General features: G+C 68.2%; 17 protein-coding genes. 4 read left to right on the top strand and 13 right to left on the bottom strand.

Annotated elements, in window-relative coordinates:
• Nucleotides 1-40: 40 nt before the first annotated feature.
• From RIL96_RS01755 to RIL96_RS01715, 9 genes are all read right to left on the bottom strand, one after another.
• On the bottom strand, nucleotides 41-580 hold the full coding sequence (locus RIL96_RS01755) for an NUDIX hydrolase family protein (protein WP_310547271.1): 540 nt from the start codon (nucleotides 578-580) through the stop codon (nucleotides 41-43).
• Nucleotides 581-591: 11 nt separating this feature from the next.
• A complete protein-coding gene (locus RIL96_RS01750; protein WP_310547270.1) occupies nucleotides 592-2244 on the bottom strand; it encodes a TspO-related membrane protein in 1653 nt (550 codons plus the stop codon).
• Nucleotides 2241-2879, bottom strand: coding sequence for a DedA family protein (locus RIL96_RS01745; protein WP_310547269.1), 639 nt, complete (start codon nucleotides 2877-2879; stop codon nucleotides 2241-2243). The genes RIL96_RS01750 and RIL96_RS01745 overlap by 4 nt, the downstream gene beginning before the upstream one ends.
• Nucleotides 2876-3952, bottom strand: a complete 1077-nt coding sequence (locus RIL96_RS01740; protein ID WP_310547268.1) for a pseudouridine synthase — start codon at nucleotides 3950-3952, stop codon at nucleotides 2876-2878. The genes RIL96_RS01745 and RIL96_RS01740 overlap by 4 nt, the downstream gene beginning before the upstream one ends.
• Nucleotides 3953-3962: 10 nt before the next feature.
• Entirely contained in the window at nucleotides 3963-4442 is a 480-nt protein-coding gene (locus tag RIL96_RS01735) for a VOC family protein (protein ID WP_310547267.1), read from the bottom strand.
• A 131-nt stretch (nucleotides 4443-4573) separates the two neighbouring features.
• Nucleotides 4574-4765, bottom strand: a complete 192-nt coding sequence (locus tag RIL96_RS01730) for a hypothetical protein (RefSeq protein WP_310547266.1) — start codon at nucleotides 4763-4765, stop codon at nucleotides 4574-4576.
• 98 nt (nucleotides 4766-4863) lie between these two features.
• Nucleotides 4864-5028 carry a hypothetical protein gene (locus RIL96_RS01725; protein WP_310547265.1) on the bottom strand — a complete coding sequence of 55 codons (165 nt, stop codon included), beginning with the start codon at nucleotides 5026-5028 and terminating at the stop codon, nucleotides 4864-4866.
• Nucleotides 5029-5176: 148 nt separating this feature from the next.
• A complete protein-coding gene (locus RIL96_RS01720) occupies nucleotides 5177-9907 on the bottom strand; it encodes an Lhr family ATP-dependent helicase (protein WP_310547264.1) in 4731 nt (1576 codons plus the stop codon).
• A 9-nt stretch (nucleotides 9908-9916) separates the two neighbouring features.
• On the bottom strand, nucleotides 9917-10876 hold the full coding sequence (locus RIL96_RS01715) for an MFS transporter (RefSeq protein ID WP_310547263.1): 960 nt from the start codon (nucleotides 10874-10876) through the stop codon (nucleotides 9917-9919).
• 322 nt (nucleotides 10877-11198) lie between these two features.
• Between RIL96_RS01715 and RIL96_RS01710 the strand changes: the two genes are divergently transcribed.
• Nucleotides 11199-11768 carry a TetR/AcrR family transcriptional regulator gene (locus RIL96_RS01710; protein ID WP_310547262.1) on the top strand — a complete coding sequence of 190 codons (570 nt, stop codon included), beginning with the start codon at nucleotides 11199-11201 and terminating at the stop codon, nucleotides 11766-11768.
• 641 nt (nucleotides 11769-12409) lie between these two features.
• Here RIL96_RS01710 and RIL96_RS01705 read toward each other — a convergent pair.
• The 3 genes from RIL96_RS01705 to RIL96_RS01695 are packed head-to-tail and all read right to left on the bottom strand — an operon-like array spanning nucleotide 12410 to nucleotide 14235.
• Nucleotides 12410-13096, bottom strand: coding sequence for an NADPH-dependent F420 reductase (locus tag RIL96_RS01705; protein WP_310547261.1), 687 nt, complete (start codon nucleotides 13094-13096; stop codon nucleotides 12410-12412).
• Between the two features lies 1 nt (nucleotide 13097).
• Nucleotides 13098-13556 carry a 23S rRNA (pseudouridine(1915)-N(3))-methyltransferase RlmH gene (locus RIL96_RS01700; RefSeq protein WP_310547260.1) on the bottom strand — a complete coding sequence of 153 codons (459 nt, stop codon included), beginning with the start codon at nucleotides 13554-13556 and terminating at the stop codon, nucleotides 13098-13100.
• A gap of 22 nt (nucleotides 13557-13578) precedes the next feature.
• Nucleotides 13579-14235, bottom strand: coding sequence for a GntR family transcriptional regulator (locus RIL96_RS01695; RefSeq protein WP_310547259.1), 657 nt, complete (start codon nucleotides 14233-14235; stop codon nucleotides 13579-13581).
• A gap of 119 nt (nucleotides 14236-14354) precedes the next feature.
• Between RIL96_RS01695 and RIL96_RS01690 the strand changes: the two genes are divergently transcribed.
• Both RIL96_RS01690 and RIL96_RS01685 read left to right on the top strand, forming a co-directional pair.
• Nucleotides 14355-15374 (top strand): 1-aminocyclopropane-1-carboxylate deaminase, encoded by a 1020-nt coding sequence (locus RIL96_RS01690; protein WP_310547258.1) that lies wholly within the window; start codon nucleotides 14355-14357, stop codon nucleotides 15372-15374.
• Between the two features lie 40 nt (nucleotides 15375-15414).
• Entirely contained in the window at nucleotides 15415-17826 is a 2412-nt protein-coding gene (locus RIL96_RS01685; protein ID WP_310547257.1) for a thiamine pyrophosphate-binding protein, read from the top strand.
• Between the two features lie 53 nt (nucleotides 17827-17879).
• On the opposite strand, the gene RIL96_RS01680 is transcribed toward RIL96_RS01685, so the two are convergent.
• On the bottom strand, nucleotides 17880-19370 hold the full coding sequence (locus RIL96_RS01680) for a helix-turn-helix domain-containing protein (RefSeq protein WP_310547256.1): 1491 nt from the start codon (nucleotides 19368-19370) through the stop codon (nucleotides 17880-17882).
• Nucleotides 19371-19663: 293 nt separating this feature from the next.
• Between RIL96_RS01680 and aceA the strand changes: the two genes are divergently transcribed.
• The gene (aceA, locus tag RIL96_RS01675) at nucleotides 19664-20962 is read left to right on the top strand and encodes an isocitrate lyase (protein WP_310547255.1); all 1299 of its coding nucleotides are present in this window, start codon (nucleotides 19664-19666) and stop codon (nucleotides 20960-20962) included.
• Nucleotides 20963-20977: the final 15 nt, after the last annotated feature.

Raw genomic sequence — 20977 nt, 5'->3', positions numbered from 1 at the left:
ATGTGCCCGTCAGGCAGAGAACCATTCTATCCAGCAGTACTCAGCCGACGTGGCCAAGATGCGCCAGCGCCTGGCGGACGAGCTTGTCCCGCCCACCGACGAACTCCTCCTGGATATGGGGGCTCAGCGCCTGATCCGGCGTCATCCAGGACAGCTCCAGGGCATCCTGCCGTGGCTCGCATTCACCGGTCACCGGCACGACGAAGGCCAACGAGACCGCATGCTGACGGTCATCCACCAGGCCGGTCTCCGAAGGGTACGGGAAGTACTCGGCCACTGTGAACGGCACCGGTGAGGCCGGAAGCTGAGGCAGCGCCAGCGAACCGAGGTCCTTCTCGATATGACGCAGCAGCGCCGCGCGGATGGTCTCCCGGTAGAGCACCCGCCCGGAGACCACACTGCGGCTGAACTGGCCGGCGTCGTCGGCGGTGTAGAGCAGACCGATCTCGGTGACGTAGCCCAAAGCATCCAGGCGCACCGGCACGGCTTCGACGTAGACCATCGGCAGCCGCCGACGCGCCTCGTAGAGGTCTGCCTCATTGAGCCACCCCGGGTTGGGATCGGGGGTACGGACGCTCATGCGCTCCTCCTTCAGATGATGTCGTCGACGGGGCGGCCCATCGCCGCGCGCCGTTCGGCATAGTTGATGCGATGCCTGCGGGACTGGGTCGCCAGGATGATGATGAAGGCGCCCATCGCCGCGACGATCGCCACCGTCACCGACTGCAGATCCGAGAGCAGACGGGGGAACACCAGCCAGAACATCCCCCATCCCAGGCCCAGGGCGATGGTGATGCGGCCGCGCTCGGTCATCGAGTACAGGGCACCTAGCCAGATACACACGGCCAGCCCCGCCAGCGCCCAGACAGTGTCCGGCACCCCGGGGATATGGATGTTGTGCGCGGTCAGCCAGGCTGAGAGCGACCCCATGGCGTGGACCATCGCGAAGCCGGTGAACAGCCCCACCGGGCCATCGGTGAGCCGCCGCTCTGCCGAGTTCCGTGCGGTGCGCAGCGTGAACTGGCGGATGCAGTCGATGAGCGCCAGTGCAGCGGCCAATGCGGCGAGAGCGGCGAGGGTCAGGTTGTCTGCGCGGACGGCGAGGACCCAAACGAGCATCAGGATGGAGGCCAGAGCGACCAGCCAGCCCGTCCGACGCTGCCGGGGAGTCGAGATCTGCGAGGTGGACCACTGGTGGACAGCGTGGCCCAGCAGGGTCACCACCACTAACGGCCAGAACCAGTAGAACCAGTGCGAGGGGGTCAGCAGCGCCTGCTGGCCCGAGTACCAACCGTCGACGAGGTCGGTGAACCCGTCACCGATGAACATCGCGGAATCCCACATCACCAGCACCGAAGCCGCCGCCGCGACGACGCCCAGGGTCACCACCGCTTGACGCACCATATCGGTGGCACGCGGCCGGGGCTCCGGGTCCCGGGAGGGCAGGTTGTACGGGGGGATATAGGTGTAGGCGCCGTCGTCGTCGACACCGCTGTCCGCGCGCTCCTGGGCTTCACGCCGCTCCTGCTCGGCCACCGCCTCGATGGCGGCGGCCTTCTCCAGGATCACCGCACGACGCCGCTCCTCGCTGGCGGAACGCCCGGAGCTCTCGGTCTCCTCGGCCACCGCCTCGTCGGGCTGGGCGGAGGGAGGTTTGGGCAGGCTGATCCGGCTGTTGCGCGTGGTCGTCGCCGAGATCACCGGGATGGACTGGGTGGCCTCCGGGTCATTGAGGCCGGGGATGATCGACTCCCGGCGGGTCGGGTCGGTGTCGGCGCGGGTGGCCTCCTCGACGACGTCATCGGCCCAGAACCCGCGGGGACCGGTGCTCGCGTCGGTGTCCCAGGCAGCGTCCTGACTGGGATAGTCCTCGTCCTCGGCCGGCGAGTAGAGGCCATCGCCGCCATTGACGGAGTCCGGGCCGTACTGCTCGTCGGCGTCGTCCTCGGCGCCGCGGTAGCCCTCCACATGCGGGACCTGGACCTCATCGGGGTCCGGGCGGCGGAAGGCCTGGCGCAGTCGTGTGCTGGCGGCGCTGAGGCGCTCGCCGAGCCCGTCGAAGAAGTCCTCGTCTGCGGCGTCGTCCTGGCTCTGAGGCTCCAGGCTGGGCGTGGCGTGGCTGCGGCGGACCTGCTCGTCAGGGACCACCGTCATCCGCGGCTCATCCTGCGGTGACTCATCCTGCGGCGGCTCGGCCGGGGAGTCAGCCGTGAGGTCAGCAGCCTCGGAGGACCGGTCGGTCATGATGCGATTCCCCCTCCGGCAGCTCGGCTCTGCTCACGATGCTGAGACCCGATCAGCCGGCGACGACCCAGCACGGCGGCGATCAGGAACCCCACTATCGTACCTGCCACAAGGCCGATGAGTGTGCTAGTCCACGGGGAGAGGCCGGTGGCGGCGCCGGTGCCCCACCCCAGCCCGATCAACCAGCCCGACCACACTGCCGCCCCGAAGACGGTCTGCGTGCTCAGCCCGACCCATCCCATATGGGTCATTCCGGCCGCCGCCATCGAAGCGGTGCGTCCGCCGGGGATCCACCGGATGAGGAACAGCCCCCACCAGGTGGTGCGCGGGCCGATCCGCACCGTGATGCGCAGCATACGCCGATGCAGCCCGCGACCCCACCGCCACCGGTGCATCACGCGCAGCACCGGACGCCGGAACATCAGGTAGACCATGATGTCGCCGATCAGGCAGCCGAGGAACGTCACGGCGCAGACCAGCCAGAGGTCGATGGAGCCGTGGGCGGCCAGGCTTCCGGACCCGATGACCAGAATCTCAGAGGGGGTGATGGGGATCGGACCGGTGATGAGCACCGCGAGGAACTGGATGCTCAGGAACCACGGGCCCCAGTCGGCGAACAGCTCCTGAGCCGTCATGCGGGGTCTCCCGAGACGGGTGCCTCGGACAGCGCGCGCCGGGAGGTGAAGGATCGCTGCTGGCCGGTGAGCGGGTCGGTGAAGCTCAGGTGGCGGGCCAGCAGCTGCAGCGGCGCGTCGAAGTCGTCCGGGGCATCGTCCAGCAGGTCCGGGTAGAAGCGGTCATGGAGGATTCCCAGCCCCAGCAGGGCCATATGGATGCGCAGCTGGTGGGTCTTGCCCGTGTGCGGGGTCAACCGGAACAGTCCGACGTCGTGAGGTGCGCGGCTGCCGGAGGGTGCTGCTCCCTGGGCCAAGAGCTCGATCCGGGAGGAGGAGTTCGCTCCGGGGACCGGCTCGGTACGACGTCGGCCGCGGCGCCGACCGCGCCGGTCCTGGGGGCGGCGGCCGGAATCGGCGACGTCGTAGTCGACCCGTTCGGAGACGACGACCCCCTTGGTCTTGGAGATTCGGCTGCGCACCGTCAGCGGAAACCGCGCGGCACGCTCGGCCGAAGTGAGGGGATCGGAGCCGTGTCCGGTGGTGAAATCTGTGGTGAAGGCAGAGACGCATTCGTAGGTCTTATGCACCTGCCGATCCTCGAAGCACAGCTGATAGGTCCCGCGCGTCTCGGGACGCTTGGAGAACAGGACCACCCCGGCGGTGCCGCGGTCCAGCCGGTGGATCGGGATGAGGTCCGGCAGCTCGAGCCGACGTCGCAACCGCACCAGCAGGGACTGCTGCACATAGCGCCCGGCCGGCGTGGTGGGCAGGAAATGCGGCTTGTCCGCCACCACCAGGTGCTCGTCTTCGAACAGCACCTCTTCAGTGACCGGCAGTGGGGTCTCATCGGTCACGGACCGGTAGTACCAGAGGAAGTCCACGGCACCGAGCGGGGTCTCAGTGGTCAGCGGCGTGGCCTCGGCATCGACGACCTCACCGTCTTCGAACCGCTGGGTGATGCCCCCGTGGTCGATGTGCCCGAAGGTCTCCAGTACGTACTCGTGGACGGTGCGCCAGGGGCCGTCCGTGGGCACGCGCAGCCGTGTCGGATTGACCCCGTCGCGCACGGGAAGCGGCGGACGGGCAGACATGGGGGAGAGATCAGCCCCAGACCGGTGGACGGGCCTGAGCGGATTCCTCCTGCCCGGAGGACAGCGGAAGGTTCACCTGCCAGGAGACGCCGAAGGGGTCCTGGATCCAGGCGAACCGGCGGGAGAAGCCGTAGTCGTCGGGCTCCATGAGGAAGGAGCTTCCTGCGGCGGTGAAGGCCTCGACGATGTCCTCGAATTCGGGTGAGGTGTCCACGACCACGGCGAAGGAGATCGCCGGGGTGAAGCCGAAGTCATGGCGGATCAGGCTGTCCTGGATCATCATCGCCTGGCCGCCGATCCGCAGCTGCGCGGTGGCCACCAGCCTGTCACCGGCCCGGCCGGGGGTGACCGGCTCGCCGCCCTCTGCGACGGCGCCTTCGGCGTGGTGCTCGAGCTCGAGGAGCTCGGCGTCGGGGAAGGCGCGCAGGTAGAGGTCGACGGCCTCCTGGGCTCGACCCTGGAACATCAGGAACGGAAGCGAGAGCGTCATGGAATCCAGCCTAGTTGGTGTGGGGTATGCAGCGGGGTACGCATGGGTCTTCTGAGGCGGCGAGGTGGTGCCGCGGTGGTGGCCTCTTATCGATGGTGATGCCTCACGTGCTGTTCATACCGCTGGTGCGCCTAGCCTCGGCGAGTGCCGCGCCAACTCCCATACGCCAACCCGACGCCTGCACCCAGCGGAATCCCGAACGCGAGGGCCACACTGATGTGCGGCTCGAGGAGGAAGAACAGCAGGAGCCCGACGACCACGCCCATGGCCACCCCGACGGCGATCCAGGTGTACTCGATCTCGTTCTGAGTGTCTTTGCTCATCGTCATCCTGTTCTGCAGCAGGGCCCCAGCTGACATGGGGGAGCGGCTGAGATCAGCGTATCGCCCGCGTGCGCTGCGGTCATCAGGGAGGTCTCGTCTCAGCAGCCGTCGCTGGTGTGGAAAGCGCGGATGCTCTCCAGTGTCCCGGCCAGACTGTCAGTGGGGCAGTTCGAGGTGATGAGATGTAGGTAGAGGAAGACTGCGACCAGGACCAACGCGGCGGCGGCTGTCCAGCCGAGTGAGGATCGTGCCTGCTGAGCCATGGAGAGGAGTCTACTTCGTCCTCCCCACCCCATCAGTTCACTACCGCAGCCAGCTCACCACCGACACCTTCATCCGTTCCGCGCAGTCCGATGTCGAGGCGGTGGCCCACTGAGACTGACGGCTGCCTGTTATTCCGGGCCCTCAGCGTCATCCTGAGAAGCGGAGTCCTGAGGGGGAGGTGTGGAAACCGGCTGCGCGCAGGGCATCGCCAAAGGGATGCTTCAGGGCGGAGATCCCGCTGATCTTCTCCACCGCGAGCCTGCCGGTATGGGCCTGCCGCAAGGTGTCCACCAGCGGCTGGGCCACCTCGGTGAGCACCTCCTCGTCCTCGGTGTAGACCAGCATGGTCCTGCCACCGCGTTCCATATAGACGATGAGCTCTCCGCCGCGCAGCACCACCACGGCTCCGGCCTTGCGCCCGGGACGGTGGCTGACGCCCTCGAGCTCCGGCCAGTCCAGTGCTGCGCCGTAGGCGTTCGCCGGGTCAGTCGCGGCCAATACGACGACGTCGGCACCGCGGCCATCCTCCAACGCCTCGGAGACCTGCCGGATCCGGTCGATGGTGGCGGAGAGCGCGAACTGGGCGGCACCGAGACGCTCCACCACATACCCGCGGCGCACCCGTCCGGCCTGCTCTGCGGCTGAGAGCACCCGGTAGACCGCTGCGAAACCTCCCGCCTGCTGCTCAGCGGCGACGGAGCCTCGGGTCAGCACCCCGTACCGGTCCAGCAGAATCTCCGCACGGGCGTAGCTACGCGCAGCCTGGGCAGCCGAGGGTTCCTGCGGATCCGGTGGGGGATCGGGTGTGATCCTCGCCCAGCGAGCCCCCGGCGCGGCCTGCTCCCCGCGGCGCTCCTGCACGGCCCGGCGCAGCGCCGTTCTGCGTGCTGCATGGCGGCTGCGGGCAGGACGGCTCCGCGTGCGGTGCGCGGTGGCACCACCGGCGAGCCGATGACGCACGGGAGCGAACGAATCAGGGTGGACCTGCCCTGCCCAGAACAGCTCCCACAGGGAGTCCTCCACCTCGCTGCGGGAGGCCTCGAGCCGGGCCTGCAGGGCCTCGGCGAACCACGCGCCGCCACCGTCGAGCACCTCACACAGCGCCTGTTGGCGGGCATCCGGGACGAAGCGCTCAGCCTGCGGGTCCTGCGCCGGAAGCAGCCCGGCTTCAGCATCCTCGCGCGGATGGAAAGACACCCACCCATCATGGCCGGAGAGCGCTCCGCGCCCGGCGACCACGACCTCCCCGGAGGTGATCAGCTCATCCAGCAGTGCCGGGCGATAGTCCCTCACCCGGGCAGGAAGGATCAGGCTCTCCCAGGCACTGGCCGGGGCGGCGACACCGGAGAGCTGAGTCAGCGCCTCCACCAGGCCTTCCCGGCCGTCAGTGTGGGTGTGCGGGGACGCCGACTGCCACACCGGCAGGAAGGCCGCGAAGGCGGCAGGGGAGACCGGTTCCACATCGGCACGCAGGGCGGCCAGCGAGCGACGACGGATCCGCCGCAGCATCTCGACCTCACACCACTCCTCGACCTGCGCACCCGAGGCGCTCCGCTGCTCAGCACGCTCCGGACGGAACAGGCCCGCGACCACCCGGGACTCGCCGGCCAACCGGTGCAACACCTCCTCGACGACGGCGGTGCTCAGCCCCAGCGCCTCCGCCGCCTCAGCGGTCAGGAACGGACCGTGGGTGCGGGCATAGCGGGAGAGCAGATCCCCCAGCGGGTCCTCCACGGGCTCGAGGAACACCTGGGGGATCCCCGGAGGCATCGGGGTGCCCAGACCATCACGCAACCGGGCGGCGTCCTCGATCGCCGCGTACCGGGTGTCCGCACCGGCCCCGATCCGGAAGGCCCGCTGCGCGGTGACCAGAGCCTCAGCGTGCCGCTGGGCCTGCCACGCGGACAGGACGGAGTCCTCAGATTTTGGGGCTGGGCCGCTGGGCTCAGGACGCTCGTCCTCGCGGCGCTCGGCCTCCTCCTCGGGACGCAGCCTGCGCGCCAGCTCCGCCGCCGAGAGCGGTCCCAGCAGCCGGAGCAGATCAGCCACCGACTCAGGACCGTTGACCTCGTCACCGCGCAACCGCCGAGCCGGCAGCAGACGTTGAGCATACGCTTCGGCCTCAGCGATGATCTCGGCGTCGAGCACATCGCGCAGCTCCACCCGCCCCAGCAGCTCACCGAGCATCTGTGGATCCACGGACAGGGCGGCCGCCCTCCGCTCAGCCAGCGGAGAGTCGCCCTCATACAGGTACTGGGCGATATAGCCGAAGAGCACCGATTGGGCGAAGGGGGAGGGGGTGTGGGTGGTGGACTCCACCATCCGGACCTCGCGGCCGGCGATCCGGCGCATCAGGTCCAGCAGGGCGGGCATGTCATAGACGTCCTGGAGGACCTCGCGCATCGCCTCCATGATCATCGGGAAGTCCGGGTACCCGGCGGCGACCTCGAGCAGCTGAGAGGACCGCTGCCGCTGCTGCCACAGTGGTGTGCGCTGTCCCGGATGCGTCCGCGGCAGCAGCAGCGCCCGCGCCGCGGCCTCCCGGAACCGTCCCGCGAACAGCGGTGAGGAGCTCACCTGGGCGGTGACCAGCTCTTCCAGCTCATCGGCCTCGAAGCGGAACAGCTCTGCTCCCGGGGGCTCCTCATCCATCATCGGCACGCGCAGGACGATGCCGTCATCGGAAGCCATCGCTGAACCGTCCAGCCCGTAGCGTTCGTGGAGGCGTTCGCCGACCGCCAGCGCCCAGGGCGAGTGGACCTGCAGTCCATAGGGGGAATGGAGGATGATGCGCCAGTCACCGAGTTCATCACGGGTGCGCTCGACGACGAGTGTCGTATCCGAGGGCAGCGCGCCCACGGCCTCGGACTGCTCGCGGAGATATCGACGCAGATTCTCCCGGGCCCACTGGTCCAACCCGATCCCGTCCAGACGGCTGCTCTGAGGAGACTCGCCTTCGGCCAGTACCTGCCGCTGGAACTCGCCGAGCGCGCGTCCCAGTTCAGCCGGACGCCCCAACCCGTCACCCCGCCAGAACGGCATGGCTGCGGGCTGGTCGAAGGCCGGGGTGACCAGGACACGGTCGAAGGTGATCTCCTCGATCCGCCAGCTGGTGGCTCCGAGGGCGAACACATCACCGACCCGCGACTCGTAGACCATCTCCTCATCCAGCTCGCCCACACGGCGCCCACCGGTGCGCGCCGAACCGGACTCCTCACCGCCGGCGAGGTAGACCCCGAACAGCCCGCGGTCAGGGATCGTGCCGCCCGAGGTGACCGCCAGGCGCTGCGCGCCCGGACGCCCGGTCAGTGTCCCTGCCTCGCGGTCCCAGACGATGCGCGGACGCAGCTCGGCGAAGCGGTCGGAGGGGTAACGGCCGGCGAGCAGGTCCAACACGGCCTCGAAGGCCGAGCGCGGCAGGGAGGAGAAGGGGGCGCTGCGCCGGACCGTCTCGAACCAATCCTCGACGTCGAGAGGTTCCAGCGCCGCGGCGGCCACTGTCTGCTGCGCCAGGACATCCAGCGGATTACGGGGCACGTGCAGCGCCTCGATCCGACCGTCCAGCATCCGCTCCACGACGACGGCGGTGGAGACCAGATCGCCGCGATGTTTGGGGAAGAACCACCCGACGGAGACCTCACCGACCTGGTGGCCCGCCCGGCCCACACGCTGCAGACCGGCCGAGACGGCAGGGGGCGATTCGACCTGGACGACGAGGTCCACCGCACCCATGTCGATACCCAGCTCCAACGACGAGGTGGCGACCACACAGCGCAGCCGTCCGGCCTTGAGATCCTCCTCGATGACCTCGCGCTGCTCCTTCGACACCGAGCCGTGGTGGGAACGGGCCAGCAGGGCGGAGGCCTCGTCGTCCTGACTGACGGCCTGGCCGTCGTCTTGACCGCCACCGGTGACTGCTTGCCGTTCCGCCCAGATCTCGTTGAGCCGCCCGGTGAGCCGTTCGGCCAGTCGGCGGGAGTTCACGAAGACGATGGTCGAGCGCCGCTGGGCGACCAGGTCCACGATCCGATGCTCGACATGCGGCCAGATCGAGGGCTGCATCGGGGCGGCGTCGTCGGTTCCACCTTCGTCGAGACCTTCGGGACGTCCCAGATCCGGCACCGGTACCGAGACGGTGATATCCCACTGCTTCTGCGCCGGCGGCGCGACGACCTCAGCCGGAGCGCGCCCGCTAAGGAAGCGGGCGACCTCGTCGCGCGGCTCCACCGTGGCGGAGAGGCCGATCCTCTGGGCGGGGGCCTCCAAGAGCGCATCGAGACGTTCCAGGGACAGCGCCAGATGGGCGCCGCGTTTGGTGCCTGCCAGGGCGTGGACCTCGTCGACGATCACAGTGGAGATCCCGGTCAGTGTGCTGCGCGCCTGGGAGGTCAGCATCAGATACAGCGATTCCGGGGTGGTGATCAGCACGTTCGGCGGGTTGCGCACCAGATCCCGGCGCGCCTTGGCCGTGGTGTCCCCGGAACGGACCCCGACGCTGATCTCGCTCGGCTCCTGCCCCAGGCGCCGAGCAGTATGGCCGATCCCGACCAGCGGGCTGCGCAGGTTGCGCTCGATGTCCACGCCGAGCGCCTTCAGCGGAGAGATGTAGAGGACGGCGGTGCCTTCAGCGGGGGCGGCGAATAGTCGGTCCAGCGACCACAGGAACGCTGAGAGCGTCTTCCCGGAACCCGTCGGCGCTACGACCAGGGCATTCTTCCTCTCGGAGACCGCCCGCCATGCACCGGCCTGAGCCGCCGTCGGGGCGCCGAATGCCGCACGGAACCACTCACGTGTGGGCTCGGTGAAGAGCTCCAGGACGTCGTCGGCAGCCTCAGGCTCGACGTGTGCCCCGGTGGGGTGATCCTGCGCATCGGTCATGGGACAACTCTAGGCATCCACCTCTGACACGGTGCCTCGTGCTCCGCGGACGAGGCTTCCGATCAGTGCGATGACGGCGCTGACGAGGAAGGCTTCGGACATCGAGCTGAGGTCTGCGACCGCACCGAGGATCGGGGTGGCCGTTGCCTGTCCCAGCGCGATGGCCAGGAACGCGATGCCGACACCGGTCGATGGTCGGTCGATGTACAGCCGTGTGCCCCACACCAGCAGTAAGCCCGTGAGCCCGACGTAAAGGGCTCCGAAGACGGCTGAGGCACTCACCGCCACCAGAGGGTTCTGCGGCCAGAGGGCCCACACTGCCGTAGTGGCTGAGAAGACGAGCATCAGCGAGGACCACGCGGTGAGCAGCGACAGGCGACGGATCAGGTCACCGCTGACGGCACCGAAGAGACCGCTTGCACCCAGAAAGATCCAGGCCACGGTCGTCAGTGTGCGGCCGTGTCCACCCTCGTCTTGGAGGAAGTCCTGTCCGAAGGTCCATCCGGCCGCGCTCGCCGCGCCCATCAGCACGGCCGCTGCGATGAGGGCGAGTGACCCCCTGGGGACGAGCTCCGACGGCCTGGGACGCCTCCGGTGGCCGGACTCCGGGGCGTCGTGGCCGGAGCGGGCCGGAATGGTGTGCCACACCCAGAAGGCGACGGCGGCCGACGTCAGGGCGAAGGCGAACCATCCCATCCGCCAGTGGTCCTGGGTCAGCAGGGCGACCGGGCCGGAGACCATGACCCCGATGCCGGTACCGGCATTGACCACCGTCTGGGCGCGATCGCGTCGCAGAGGGTTGATGTGCAGCGCCACGACGTGGGCCAGCGGGGGAGACGCCACCCCGGTGCTGGAACCGGCGACGGCGACGCCGAGCCCCAGAGCCGCTGCTGAGGGTGCGGTTGCGATCAGCGTGCAGCCGAGCATGGCCAGGGCTCCTGCTGCGACGGCGACGGCGCGGGCCCCCAACCGTGGAGTCAGCGCTGCGGAGGCTACGATCCCCCCCCCCCCCGCAGTAGGCCGCGTAGCTGGACGCCGCGATGACTCCGGCGGTGCCGGCGCTCAGGGCGAACTCCTCCCGCATGCCGGGAAGGAATAGTTCGTAGGCGAAGCGCGCCAGGCCGTAACAGACCGCGATCAGGCAGGCGCCGGAGACCGTGAGGTGCAGTGCTCCCCGAGTGGGCAGAGTTCCCGCTTGACGCATGCTGACCTCCCGCCGAAAAGTTTACCGATCGGTGAACCGCCTCAACGCTAGCTATACTGATCGGTGAAGTCAACGATGGAGAGAGCCATGCTTCGGACGCAGACCACGAGGCCCACCCCGGGTGCCGTCAAGACTCTTGATGCCGCCGAGCGGCTCTTCAGCGTCCGTGGGATCCACGCCGTGGGTGTGGAGGTGATCGCGACCGAGGCCGGCGTGACCAAGCGGACGCTCTATGACCGGTTCGGGTCAAAAGATGCGCTGGTCGAGGCGTATCTGCGGCGCCGGCATGAGCAGTGGTGGGCGCAGCTGCAGCAGAGGCTCGCATGTGCCGCGGCCCCAGCCGTCCTTGCAGTCTTCGACGCCTACCTCGCCGCGTCAGACCACCCCGGGCACGGGTGCCCCTTTCTCAACGCCGCCGGTGAGCTCCCGGACGGACATCCCGGCCTGCAGGTGGTGATGGACCACAAACGACAGGTCCGTGAGGAGGTCGGTCGACTGGTCGAGGTTGACCTCGCGGACGCGGCGCCCGCCGAACTCGGTGAACACCTCTTCCTGCTCCTCGAGGGCGGCATCGCACACCGGGGGATCGACACCGGCGTCGACCACCTCCGCGCCGCCCGGGCGCTAGCGGAGCAGCTGATGGCTGCGGCCCAGTGAGCGGCCGCCGGTGTTGTCATGTCCGAGAGGTCTGTGTGATCTGGATCTGGAGTGTGAGGCCGTCCTGCCCTTAATCTCGAAGTCATGCCCCCGAGTGCAGCTCCGAACGTTCTCCGCTCGGTGGACTGTTCAGAAAACAACACCGTCCGAGGCGTCGGATGTCGCAGCGGTGAATTGACTCTGGGGTAGGGTCCCGGCATGGACGAGATGGTTTGGATCTTTTGGGTCGTTGGACTCGCCTTCATCGTGGGAGGCGTCCTCATGTACCGACACCGCCGTTTCCTCGGCAGTGGGATGCGAAAGTTCACCCCCGTCCTGCGGGGTGGGCCGGAGGGGCCCCTCGCTGACGGTTCACTCTTGATCATTCCAGCAGTGTTCGCCCCGCCGATGGGTGTTTTCTTTCTCTTCTACGCTGCTTCTGAGACTTTTGGCTGGGGCTAGTTCTGATCGCCACATGAGGTGGAGCCTTGCGAGCGTCGAGGATCGTTCGTGGGAGCCGCGCGTGACCTCTACCGACTGACGCGTGACCTCTACCGACTGACGCGTGACCTCTACCGACTGAACAGGCAGCCGCAGGAACCCGACGAGTCGGATATGATCTCGACGGTCTCTCTCAGTTCCGCAGAGGTTCGGTGGTCGGTTCACCTGAGCCGTCGCAGCAGATCCTCGCGCCGCAGCCGCCGGTCGAAAAGAGGGCCGTCGGGCTCCATGATCCGGGATGCGCCGAGCGGGCCCATCGACACCGGATCGAAGCCCATCCGGTCCAGCATCGCCATCACCATCCCGCGGTCAGCATCGACGTCACCGGCGGCTCCCGCGGCCCGCCGCTGATCCCGCGGCAGCTCAGGGCGGATATCGTCGAAATCCGCGTGGGCGATGTGGTTCAGGGCTTTGACGGTACGCGCTCCGGGGAACCGCGCGGCGATCGCCGTCGAGGTCGGCTGATCGGTGTCCACAGCCCGCTGGAGCCAGTCGGGCAGGATCTCGTGGTGCCAGGCGTTCGTGGCATCGACCATCACGCAGCCGTCGGCCCAATCGGCCTCCACCTCGTCGAGGTCCTCCTGCGGCACCGCGAGGATCACCACAGCCCGTTCCTGCTCACGCGCACGGGCCGCGACATCGTCAGCGTCTACTGCCTGAGCCCCGGGGGCGTAGATCCTCAGGTGATGGCGCAGCGCCTTCGGCGGCCGGGTGCCGGCGATATCCACTTCGTAGCCGGCTCTGAGCAGTGCACGCGCGAAGGCCGTCCCAGCCCGCCCTGCCCCGAGGATCCCGACGACGCCGGGGCAGTTGGGTGAGTCGGGGGAGTCGACTGCGAGATCAGACATCTCAGACATGGTGGTACGGCCTCCCGGCGGAGATCTCCTGGGCGCGGTAGACCTGCTCGGCGAGGATCATGCGCACCAGCTGATGCGGAAACACCAGTTTCGAGAGCGACCACACCAGATCGGCCCGACCACGCAGCCGCTCATCGACCCCGTAGGCTCCGCCGATGACCACCGCCACAGTGGCGCCGAGGTCGAAACGCCCCTGCAGATGCCGGGTCAGCTCCGGGGAGCTGAGGTTCCTTCCGCGTTCATCGAGCAGGATGACATGCTCCTGTGCCCTGATCATGTCCAGTATCCGCGCAGACTCCTCAGCCCGTGCAGCCTCCTGGTCCCGCGAGGAGTGGGGGAGCAGCTTCCACTCCAGGTCATAGGGTTTGCGCAGCCGATCGGTGTACCGCTCGATGCCGTCGACGGCCCACTTCTCGTGTTTCTTCCCCACCGCCAGGACCCGGATGCTCATACTCCGAGCCTAGTCGCCGCAGTCATTCTGACGCGGCCGGCAGCTCCAGCCCGCCGAAGTTCTCCCGGGTCAGCGCCGCGGCGCGCTCGCCGTCGCCGGCTCTCAGGGCCGCCAGGATCTGTTCATGCTGTTCAGGCGAACGCGCACCGGCCCAGGTGCCGAAGTGGAAGTACTCTCCGCGCCGCAGGTACGGTGTCACCGTCTCCAGCTGGGTGGCGATCAGCGGATTCCCGCTCGCGGTCACCGGCACACTGTGAAAAGCATCGTCAGCGGTGATCGCCGCCATCGGATCCCCGGCGTTCAGGGCGTCCTGGAGTTGTGTGTTCGCCCACGCCATCTGATCCAGCTGCTCGTCCGTCAGGGCGACGACCGCCCGCCGGGCCGCCAGAGCATAGAGTTCCGCGGCGATCTCCCGGCAGTGGGTGAAGGTCTCCGGGTCGATCGGGGCGACCTTGGTGGTCCGCCCCGGATCCGCCTCCACCAGCCCGGCCTGAGCCAGCCGCAGCAGGGCCTCACGCACCGGGGTCCGGGAGACGCCGAGCCATTCGCCCAGCTCGCCATCACGCAGCTGTTCGCCCGGTGCGAGGTCCCCGACGACGACGGCGTCGCGGATCGAGTCGTAGACCTCATCGCGGAGCAGGCGCCGCGCGTGGATTCCACGCACCGGAGGGAACGGCATCTCGGAGGACTCCTGGGCTGAAGGGGTATCGCATCGGTGTGACCTATGCCATGATAAGTCATACGTCATGCAATATATTGCATACGGAATCGTCGTCCGCTCCCCACTGGAGGTGCCCCATGGCCACCCGCGATCTGCCCCGCTACCCCCTGACGTTCGGCCCCAGCCCCATCCACGAGCTGCCGCGTCTCGCCGCGCACCTGGGCGGCCCGCGCATCTTCGCCAAGCGCGAGGACGTCAACTCCGGGCTCGCCTTCGGCGGGAACAAGACCCGCAAGATGGATTACATCGTCCCAGACATCCTCGAATCCGGCGCAGACACGCTGGTCTCCATCGGCGGCTACCAGTCCAACCACACCCGCCAGGTCGCCGCCGTGGCCGCGCACCTCGGGCTGAAGGCTCGGCTGGTGCAGGAGCGCTGGGTGGACTGGGACGACCCGGTGAACGACAAGGTCGGCAACATCGAACTCTCCCGCATTATGGGTGCCGACGTCCGGCTCGACGACGCCGGCTTCGACATCGGCATCCGCGACTCCTGGCAGCAGGCCCTGGCCGAGGTCGAAGAAGCCGGAGGCAAGCCGTACCCGATCCCCGCCGGCGCCTCCGAGCACCGGCTGGGCGGCGTCGGATTCGCCAACTGGGCTCACGAGGTCGTCGCCCAGGAGGCCGAGACCGGGGAGTTCTTCGACACGATCATCGTCTGCGTGGTCACCGGCTCCACCCAGGCCGGGATGATCGCCGGCTTCGCCGAGATCGAAGACGCCGGGGGCCGGACGCGGCGCGTCATCGGCATCGACGCCTCCGCCACCCTGGAGAAGACGGTGGACCAGGTCACCCGCATCGCCAACACCACTGCCGAGCAGATCGGACTCGGGCGCCAGATCCGCGACGACGAGGTCATCATCCGCTCGGGCTGGGAGGGCCCCGCCTACGGCATCCCGGATGACTCCACGATCGAGGCCATCCGCACCACCGGTGAGCTCGAGGGAGTCATCCTCGACCCCGTGTACGAAGGCAAGTCCATGGCCGGACTGTACGGGCTGATCCGCAACGGTGAGCTGACCGAGGAGAACACTGTGCTGTACGCGCACCTGGGCGGCCAGCTCGCCCTGAACGCCTACAGCTCAATCTTCGAGTGAGCCCGCACGCACCCGCTGAAGACCCTCTGAGGAGCCTGAGATGACGCGAGACGTCGAGGAGCACGCCCAGTTCGAGACCTCCGCCCAGGTGGACCCGCCCAGCGCCAATGAGCGCCCGCTGCGGGCCACCGCCGACGCCGAAGTGCTCGACGAGGTCGCCCAGCGGGTGCTGTGGCTGGCCACCAGCATCATCGATGCCGCCAACCGCGGCCGTGAGAATCCCGACGGCATCAAGGTCGGCGGACACCAGTCCTCCTCAGCTTCGATGGTCGGGATCATGACGGCCCTCTATCTGACGGAGCTGACCGGCCGGGACCGGGTCTCGGTGAAGCCGCACGCCTCGCCGGTGCTGCACGCGCTGAACTACCTGCTCGGTGATCTCGAGGAGAAGTGGCTGACCACGCTGCGCGCTCGCGGTGGGCTGCAGCCCTACCCCTCGCGGACGAAGGACCCGGATACGGTGGACTTCTCCACCGGCTCCGTCGGGATCGGGGCCACCGCACCGCTGTGGGCCGCGCTGTCCCACCGGCATCTGGCAGACCGCTTCCCGGCGACCACCCCGGAGGCCGGGCGATTCATCTCCTTACTCGGTGATGCCGAGCTCGACGAGGGCGCGGTCTGGGAGGCGATCATCGATCCGGAGGTCCGCGGCCTGGGCAACGTGCTCTGGGTGGTGGACCTGAACCGCCAGTCGCTGGACCGGGTCATCCCGGATGTTCAGATCCGCCGGCTGCAGGGCATGTTCGGTGCCGCTGATTGGCAGGTGCTCACCGTCAAATGGGGGCGCCGTCTGCGGGAGCTCTTCGCCCGTGACGGCGGCGAGCTCCTCGAGCGGCGCATGGACCAGATGCCCAATGGGGAGTACCAGCGTCTGCTGCGCTCTCACCCGGGTGAAGTGCGTGAGCGCATCCTCGCAGGCGTCGGCGAGGACGCCGAGGCTCTGGCCCAGCTGCTGGCTCCGCTCAGCGACGCGGACCTCGCCGAAGCCGTCCGGGACTTGGGAGGTCATGATCTGGGCCGACTCACCGAGACCTTCGGTGAGGTGTCGAAGGACCGTCCCACGGTGATCTTCGCCTATACGATCAAAGGCCGCGGACTGGCCACAGAGGGGCATCCGGGCAACCACGCGGCCCAGCTGACCGAGGACCAGATGCAGGATCTTGCTGAGGCGTCGGGGATGACGCTGGATGACCCGTGGCATCGGTTCGCTCCTGACTCTGCGGCCGGTCAGCTGGTGGCCGCCGCCGCGCAGCGGCTGCACCGTGAACCGGTCACCGATCAGCCCGTCCCGCAGGTTCCCGCGGAACTGGGCTGGTCTCCGAAGGCGGTGACCTCCACACAGACCCAGCTGGGGCGGCTGCTCTCCGATATGGTCCGGGCCGCCCCACAGGTGGCCGCTCACGTGGCCACGGTCAGCCCGGATGTGGCGACGTCGACGAACCTCGGCGGGTGGATCAACAAATCCGGTGTGTGGTCCATCGCCGGGCGCCACGACTGGTTCGCCGATGACCGTGAACGCATGCTCCGCTGGCAGGAGGGCCGCCGCGGCCGTCACATCGAGCTGGGCATCGCTGAGGTTAACCTGGTCAGCCTGGCCGGTGAGCTCGGCTCACTCGGCCAACGCTGGGGACGTCCGCTGATCCCGATCGGCGTGCTCTACGATCCCTTCATCAACCGGGCGCTGGAGCCGTGGACGTTCAGCCTCTACGCGGGTGGACGGTCCATCATCGTCGGTACCCCTTCAGGGGTGACGCTGGCGCCGGAGGGTGGTGCGCACCAGTCCTTCAACACCCCGTCGGCGACTCTGGAGGTGCCCGGGCTGACCAGTTGGGAGCCGGCTTTCGCCCAGGATCTGGAATGGACGATGCTCGAGGCGATGCGGCGGCTTCACCTGCCTGAGTCCGACGGCGGCGAGGCGGCCTACTTCCGACTCTCCACCCGGCCGATCGAGCAGTCGCTGGCCGGTGTGCCGGATGACCCGCTGCTGCGCGAGCGCCGACGTCGGCAGGTCGTCGCCGGTGGGTACCGGATGAGTGAGCAGCCCGCGGCACAGGATGAGGTGACCCTCGTGGGTGCCGGTGCGATCATGCCCGAAGTCCTGCGTGCCGCCGAGCGCCTGCGTGAGATGGGCGTTAGCGCCGGTGTGGTGTGTCTGACCAGCCCGAGCCGGGTGTTCCGCTCGCTGCAGGACCGTGGACGGGTCGCGGAGTCGCGGCGTTCGGCCATCGTCGATGAACTGTTCCCCGCCCAGGCCCCGGCTCCGCTGGTCACCGTGCTCGACGGGCATCCGCATACTCTGGCGTTCCTCGCCGGGGCCCGCGGAGACCGCACCCGGAACCTCGGTGTCACCGAGTTCGGGCAGGCCTCGTCGATGACCCAGGCCCACCGGATCCACGGCATCGACGTCGAATCCGTGGTGTCCGCGGCCCTTGATCTCACCGGTCGCGGCTGAGGTGCGGGGCTGAAACAGGGCGCCGGTAGAGGTAGGCAGAGCGTCAGGTTTGCTCAGTCCCGCTCGGCCTGACGCTGCAGGAACTCGAAGACCTCCACCTCATTGACCCCGGGGAAGGCGCCCGAGGGCATCGCCGCCAGCAGGTGGGCATTGGCGCGTGCTGCGGGCCAGGCGTTGCCGCCCCAGGCGGACTCCAGCTCGGGGGAGGGCAGCCGGCAGCAGGTGGGGTCCGGGCAGCGGGAGACCGAGCGTGAGGTGGTGTCCTTGCCGCGGAACCAGCGGGCGTCGTCGAAGGGCACCCCGATCGAGAGCGAATACAGCCCTGAGGAATGTCCCTCCACCACGGCCGTGCACCAGAACGTGCCGGAGGGGGTGTCGGTGTACTGGTTGAACGCCCGGAAATGGTCGCTGATGCCGAAGACTTCCCGGGAGGTCCAGTACCGGCAGACCTGCTGGCCCTCGATCGCGCCGATGTGGTCGGACGGGAACGTCACCTCGTCGTTCTCGTAGGCCTTGTGGATGATCCCGGACTCGTGGACCTTCTGGAAGTGGCAGTGGATCCCCAGATGCTCGGTGGCCAGATTCGTGAACCGGTGGGCCGCTGACTCATAGGAGACCCCGAAGATGTCGCGGAGATCTTCGATGGCCAGGTCCCGGCGGTCCTTGGCGGCGCGCAGAAACCGCACCGTCTCCTTCTGCGGCATCAGCAGGGCGGCAGCGAAGTAGTTGGTGTAGACCCGCTGGCGGAGGAAGTCGGAGTAGTCCTCCGGTTCACCTTGGTTCAGCACATAGGCGCCGATGGCCTGCAGCAGCACCGAACGGGGTTCGTGTCCCGGCGTCCCGGCGCGGGAGAGGTAGAAGCGCCGGTTCTTCAGGTCCGTCACAGAGCGAGTCGAATGCGGCAGCCCGGAGACCAGGTGCACGGTGAATCCCAGATGCTCGGCGATATCAGCCACGGCGTGGTGGCTCAGCGGACCGTCGGAATGGCCGACGGCGGCCAGCAGCTGCTGGGCCTGCTGCTCCAGCTCCGGATAGTGGTTGCCCCGGGCCTTCATCTCCTCGCGCAGCTCCACATTGGCCCGCCGTGCCTCTTCCGGCGTGGCGGCCTGCTCCTCCATCCGCCGCCGCAGCTCCTGCTGGAGCCCGTCGATCACCTCGAGCACATCCGTCGGGGTCCGCGGGGTGATCTTCACGCTCGGCAGGCCCAGGGAGGCGTAGTGCGGGGTGCGCTGGGCCTTCTCCACGGCGATCTCCAGGGCGGCGCGGCGGGTCGGTGCCTCTGAGGAAAGCAGGGCATCGACGCTGGTGCGCAGGGCGGTGGCCAACTCGGCCAGCAGGGACAGCTTCGGCTCGCGTCGGCCGTTCTCCACCAAGGAGAGGTGCGAACCGGTGGTCCCGACCTTCTCGGCCAGGGCGTCCAACGTCAGGTGCCGTTCAGCGCGCAGGTGACGCAGGCGCCGCCCGAGGACGACGGCGTCCCACTGCTCGGCGGTGTCATCAGCGCTGCGGTGGTTCGTCCCTGGTGCGGCGGAAGGGTGTGCCATGGCAGGACTATGGCACGGTCTCTACGTGGATGTCCACGCGGAACTGTCAAGAAGCGAGCTTTATTCACCCATCACGAGGATTTATCGAGGTTCTAGTGGCAAGGAACGCAAAAAATGCACCTCTGATGTCCCTGTCATCTCCCGCGGAACTTTTCTTCGTTCACCCCTCGTGGCACCGGTGGCGGACCGAGAGAGTAGTCATCACAAGCCCCACAGCGGGGCAGCTGAGACGACGATCCAGCTCAATGAGAAGACGTCACAGATGATGACGACGATGACGAAGGAGTCAGATCATGGGACAGCAGCAGACACCCGCTTCCGCCGAGCAGATCCGCCACGACTGGGACACCAGCCCCCGGTGGCAGGGCGTCGAGCGCACCTACACCGCCGAAGAAGTGGTCAAGCTGCGCGGACGAGTGCAGGAGGAGCACACGCTGGCCCGCCGCGGCTCCGAGAAGCTGTGGGAGCAGCTGACCTCCGAGCACAGCAGCGGCCAGTACACCAACGCCCTCGGCGCGCTGACCGGTAACCAGGCGGTGCAGCAGGTCAAGGCCGGGCTGCGCGCCATCTACCTCTCCGGCTGGCAGGTCGCCGCTGACGCGAACCTCTCCGGCCACACCTACCCGGACCAGTCCCTGTACCCGGCCAACTCAGTGCCGCAGGTGGTCCGCCGGATCAACAACGCCCTGCTGCGGGCCGATCAGATCGAATGCGCCGAAGGCGTGCAGTCCGTGGAGGACTGGCTGGTGCCGATCGTCGCCGACGCCGAAGCCGGATTCGGCGGCCCGCTGAACGCCTACGAGCTGATGAAGTCGATGATCACCTCCGGTGCCGCCGGTGTGCACTGGGAGGACCAGCTGGCCTCTGAGAAGAAGTGCGGCCACCTCGGCGGCAAGGTGCTCATCCCCACCGGACAGCATGTGCGCACCCTCAACGCCGCCCGCCTGGCCGCCGACGTCGCCGATGTTCCCTCGGTGATCGTCGCCCGCACCGACGCTGAGGCCGCGACGCTGATCACCTCCGACGTCGATGAACGGGACCGTGAGTTCCTCACCGGCGAACGCACCGCAGAGGGCTTCTACAAGGTGCGCAACGGCATCGGGCCCTGCATCGCCCGCGCCAAGGCCTACGCCCCCTACTCGGACCTGATCTGGATGGAGACCGGCACCCCGGACCTCGAGCTCGCCCGGCGCTTCGCCGAAGCGGTCAAGGCCGAATACCCGGACCAGATGCTGGCCTACAACTGCTCGCCGTCGTTCAACTGGAAGAAGAACCTCGACGACGAGACCATCGCGAAGTTCCAGCGGGAGCTCGGGGCGATGGGCTACACCTTCCAGTTCATCACCCTGGCCGGCTTCCACGCCCTGAACCACTCCATGTTCGACCTGGCACGCGGCTACAAGGAACGCCAGATGTCGGCCTACGTGGAGCTGCAGGAGCGGGAGTTCGCCGACGAGGCCAACGGCTACACCGCCACCAAGCACCAGCGTGAGGTCGGCACCGGCTACTTCGACGCGATCTCCACCGCGCTGAACCCCGACGGGTCCACGCTCGCGCTGGCCGGATCCACCGAAGCCGGACAGTTCCACTGATCATCGTGGCGGGTC

This window comes from Nesterenkonia aerolata (assembly GCF_031470965.1).
In the GTDB taxonomy this organism is placed as follows: Bacteria; Actinomycetota; Actinomycetes; order Actinomycetales; family Micrococcaceae; genus Nesterenkonia; species Nesterenkonia aerolata.
Note: the sequence above shows the minus strand (reverse complement) of the source record. Positions and strands in the feature narration are given on the sequence as shown.